Origin of the sequence: Bradyrhizobium sp. STM 3843 (assembly GCF_000239815.1) — a bacterium.
In the GTDB taxonomy this organism is placed as follows: Bacteria; Pseudomonadota; Alphaproteobacteria; order Rhizobiales; family Xanthobacteraceae; genus Bradyrhizobium.
In genome coordinates this window covers 1-4,584 of record NZ_CAFK01000169.1, presented here as the reverse complement: position 1 = coordinate 4,584, position 4,584 = coordinate 1, and the positions used below count along the sequence as shown (strand labels likewise).

The following is a 4,584-nucleotide window of genomic DNA, read 5'->3' as shown; positions in this document are numbered from 1 at the left end:
CCAGACATTCGATCATGGTCTTGTCGAGCTCGGTATCCTCGCCCACCGTGATGAACTCGACCGGCTTGTTCAAGTCGCGCGACAGGTCGTGCACCAGGCGGCGGAAGCGGCCGAACAGCGAGCCGATCGGCACCATCCGCGCGCCCATCGTGGTGTCGCGCAGGCTGCCGGCGAGCCGCTCGATCTCCTCCGCGATCATCTTGATCGAGAGGTCGGAGCTTGTCGCCGCCAACTGGCTCAGCCTCGCTTGCGCGATCACGAGCTCGCCGACCCGGTCCATCAGCTCGTCGAGCCGCTCGGCCTGCACCCGCACCGTGGCGACCGCACGCTCGTCACTCCGCTTCGGCTCCTCGCGCCGTGGCTTGGCGGCAGGCTCAGCGGCCGGCGCTGGAGGTGCTGATGTCGAAACAGGAGGCTCGGTCGCAGCAGGTGCCGCAGCCTCAACCGTAGCCGGCGCCAGCGGCGCCTCGACAGCGGCGACCACCGGCACCTCGTCAGCACCCGCAATCGTCGGCGCATCCTCGACTGCCGCAACGACCGCGGCCGGCGGCGCAAGATCAACCTGCGCCAGCGGGGTCACCACGAGCTTCATCTCGTCGGACACGAACATGAAGACGTCGTCGATCGCGCTGCGCTCGCAGTCGCAATGCAGCGTGACGTCCCATTTGAGATAGCAGTCGTCCGGCTCCAGCGCGTCGAGCAGCGGAATAGCGTCGGTCAACGGCACCGCAAAGCACGGGCCCAGCTGGCACAAATCATCGAGCAGGTCGAGCGGGTTCGAGCCATTGCGCAGCACATGCTGCTCGAACTCCAGATAAAGCTTCCACCCCGCAGCCCGCGGCGGCGCCGGCGGGACCTCGAGGCGCGGCTGGGGAACGGCAGCGGGCGCCGGACTGGCGCGAAATTGCCTGAGATCGTCCAGAATGGCATCCCCGATGATCGTATCGGTTTCATCCGGTGTCTCGATCAGCGCGCGAATATAGTCCTTCGCAGCCAAGGCCACCGAGACCAGCTCGCGGGTCGGCGCGATCACACCCTTGCGAACCTGATCGAACGCGGTCTCGAACTCATGGGTGAAGGCCGCGACCCTGTCGAAGCCGAACATCGCACCCGAGCCCTTGATCGTGTGCAGGGCGCGAAAGGCCGAATCAACCAGCTCGCGATCATCCGAACGGTCGCACAGATCCAGCAGCGCAGCTTCGAGCACCTCCAGAAGCTCGCTCGCCTCCTGGCGGAAGACCTCCGCGGGATCGAGATTGCTCATGGCCGCCCCAGCACGCTCGACGTCCCGGCCAAGCCGCCAGTCTCAACTGGCGATTGCCGTCCGGCCGGCTGCAGCGTGGAATCAGAGCGACTAAAGATCGTAACGGCGACGCAACTGACAGGACGCCGCAACTTGGACTCGACAGGATCAGCCACGGATGCCCCCACACAGTCCCGGGGTCGCTGCGCCCCCAAAAAGCCCCAAGACGGTGACAGGGTAGGTATTTAGGATTAGGGAATTGCTAAAAGGCGAAAAGAAAAGCTTCCCGTATAATTACGAGAATTGCACAAGAACAGTCGCACGCGCATGGATTGAGGATCGCGCTCGGAAGACCAGGGCGCGATTAACCGCGGGGTAAGAACCGATCCCTAGCTTCGGTAGCTTGGTGCCACCGTCTACAGTTTCAACCAGAGATCGGCGGATGCTGACCCAAGCGCTTATTGTTGACGATAGTCCGTCGGTTCTCGATTTCCTGAAGCGTCTTATCGAAGCAGACGGGGCAGTGGAGGCCAAGACATTTCTCGATCCGATCCAGGCCCTTGGCGTCGCCCGTGAGCTCCATTTCGACGTCGCACTGGTCGATTACGAGATGCCAAAGATGGACGGCATCCACTTCATCCGCGAGCTGCGTTCGCTGCCCGGCTTCAGCGAAACGCCGGTGGCGATGATCACTTCGAGCGATTCCGACGAGATCAAGCTGCGGGCATTGGAGGCCGGCGCGACGGATTTCCTCCCCAAACGTCCCAACAGCGTCGAAGTGAGGGTGCGGCTGCGCAACCTCGTCAGCCTCGGGCAGGCGGTCCGGAAACTCAACGACCGCGCCTCGCATCTCGCCGGCGAAGTTGCCGCCGCCACGCGCAAGCTGCAGGACCGCGAGGAGGAGATCATCCTGCGGCTCGCGCTTGCGGTCGAATATCGCGACAACGACACCGGCGAGCATACGCTGCGGGTCGCCAAATACAGTCAGATCATTGCCGAGCAGCTCGGCCTGCCCCCGCGTTTCTGCCGCGACATCTATCTCGCGGCGCCGCTTCACGACGTCGGCAAGGTCGGAATTCCAGATCACATCCTGCTCAAGCCGGACCGGCTCACCGACAGCGAGATGTCGATCGTGCGCACGCACGCCAGGATCGGGGAGCGCATCCTTGCCGACAGCGAGTGCGACCTGATCCGGCTCGCGGCAACGATCGCGCTGGCGCATCACGAACGGTGGGACGGCGGCGGCTATCCGAACGGCTTGAGGGCCGTGGAGATCCCGATCGCGGCGCGCGTGGTGGCGGTCGCTGACGTTTTCGATGCGCTGACGACGCGGCGACCGTACAAGGAGCCGATGCCGCTGATGGACGCCCGCGACTATCTGATCGCGAATCGCGCACGGCATTTCGATCCCGACTGCGTCGACGCCTTCATGTCGCGCTGGGACGAAGTCGCAACGATCGCGACCACCCAATCGCTGGCGCGGTTCCAGCGCAAGGATCCACAGTCGCAGCTCGTGGCCTGAGCGCGCCACCTGCGGGCGCGGCCACGAATTGATCGCGCGGGCGAGGTGGACCTTGCCCGCGCTGTCAGACCAACCTCATCTCACGATGCTTGATGCCGCAACCAACCCGCCGGCGACGAATCAGCGCTGAAAATCAGCGTCGCGCTCGTCAGCACCATCATCCATCGCAAAGGCGAAGCCGCCGCCGCCATTGGCCATCTTGAGATTGCGCCGCGGCGCCGCCGCCCGGACCGGCGGATGCTTCTTGGTGCTGCGATCGGCGGCCGCCATCTTTGCGGCCTTGCCGCGCAGCTGGCCGACGGCACGGTCGATCGATGCGGGAGCCTCCCTGATCGAATCGGTCGCGGCATCGTCGATTCTGAAGAAGGAGATGGTGGCCTGCAGCTGCTCGGCCTGCGAGGCCAGTTCCTCGGAGGTCGAAGAGACCTGCTCGGACGCGCTGGCATTCTGCTGACCGACCTTGTCGAGCTGCTGAATCGCCTGATTGATCTGCGCCGATCCGACATCCTGCTCGCGGCAGGCCGCGGTGATCTCCTGCACGAGCTCGGCCGTCTTCTTGATGTCGGGCACCAGCTTGCCGAGCATCTGGCCTGCCTCCTGCGCCACCTTGACGCTGTCGGTGGACAGCGTGCCGATTTCCGCGGCCGCAGCCTGGCTGCGTTCGGCGAGCTTGCGCACCTCGGAGGCGACCACGGCAAAGCCCTTGCCATGCTCGCCGGCACGCGCCGCTTCCACCGCCGCATTGAGCGCCAGCAGATCGGTCTGCCGCGCGATCTCCTGCACGATGGTGATCTTCTCTGCGATCGTCTGCATCGCCTGCACCGCGCGGCCGACGGCGGCGCCACTGGCTTCGGCATCCTTGGCGGACTGCGTTGCGATCTTCTCGGTCTGGCTGGCATTCTCGGCGTTCTGCTTCACGTTCGCCGCCATCTCCTCCATGGAGGAGGAAGCTTCCTCGGCGGACGACGCCTGCTCGGTCGCGCCCTGCGAGAGCTGCTCGGCGGATGCGGAGAGTTCCTGGCTGCCGGCGGAGACGTTCTGTCCGGCCGTCAGCGCCTCGGATACCACCTGCCGCAACTTTTCCACCATACCGTTCAGCGACCGGATTAGGTCGCCGATCTCGTCATTGCTGGCCGACGGAATGGTGCGGCTGAGATCGCCATGTGCAACGGCGCCTGCCAGGTCCACAGCGCGTCCAAGAGCACGGCTGATGCTGAGCGAGATCCAGATGGCGGCCACAATCGCGATTGCCAGCGACACGCCGACGATCGTCAAGAGGATGAACTGGGCCTGCTGGCCTTCGGTCCGCGATTGAACGACCTGCTCGGCCAGTTGTTTCTTCGTGTTCGAGACATAGGCTCCCATGGCCTCGAGCGCCTCGGCCACGACCTTGCGGCCCTCATTCATGGTGCGCTCGGTCGCCTTCGCCTTGTCCGTTCGCGCCAGGCGGAAAGTTTCGTCCTGGAACGCCATCATCCTGGAATAAGCGGCGGCGAAATTATCGAGCAGCTTCTTGCCCGCCTCGCTTGCCAGACCGTAGACCTCGTCCCTGGTCTTTTGCGTGGACTCCCGGCTCTTCGCCGTATCGGCAGCGAATTGCTCGGCCTGCTGCTCCGTGCCGAGCACGGCGTTCTTCTCGTTGCGGAGCTGGACCAGGATCTCCTTCTCGATCTCCCCGGCCTTCTCCATCCGCGTTGCACGCAGCGCCATGCTGTCCGCATTGGTGATCATGTCGCTCAGCTTCATGTAGGCGATGCCGCCCGCCACCGTCGACAGGACGATGATCAATCCGAACGCGCTGGCGAGCTTAGCCTTGATC

General features: G+C 64.5%; 3 protein-coding genes. 1 reads left to right on the top strand and 2 read right to left on the bottom strand.

The window, feature by feature from the left end; genetic code table 11:
- Positions 1-1,264 (bottom strand): Hpt domain-containing protein (locus tag BRAS3843_RS18410; RefSeq protein ID WP_035982096.1); only part of this gene is annotated, 1,264 nt, incomplete at its 3' end.
- Between the two features lie 421 nt (positions 1,265-1,685).
- Between BRAS3843_RS18410 and BRAS3843_RS18405 the strand changes: the two genes are divergently transcribed.
- Complete coding sequence (locus BRAS3843_RS18405) at positions 1,686-2,765, top strand: HD domain-containing phosphohydrolase (RefSeq protein WP_008970499.1); 1,080 nt, start codon at positions 1,686-1,688, stop codon at positions 2,763-2,765.
- 120 nt (positions 2,766-2,885) lie between these two features.
- Here BRAS3843_RS18405 and BRAS3843_RS18400 read toward each other — a convergent pair whose 3' ends face one another.
- Positions 2,886-4,583: a methyl-accepting chemotaxis protein gene (locus BRAS3843_RS18400; protein WP_050886467.1), complete on the bottom strand. Its 1,698-nt coding sequence runs from the start codon at positions 4,581-4,583 to the stop codon at positions 2,886-2,888.
- Between the last annotated feature and the right edge of the window lies 1 nt (position 4,584).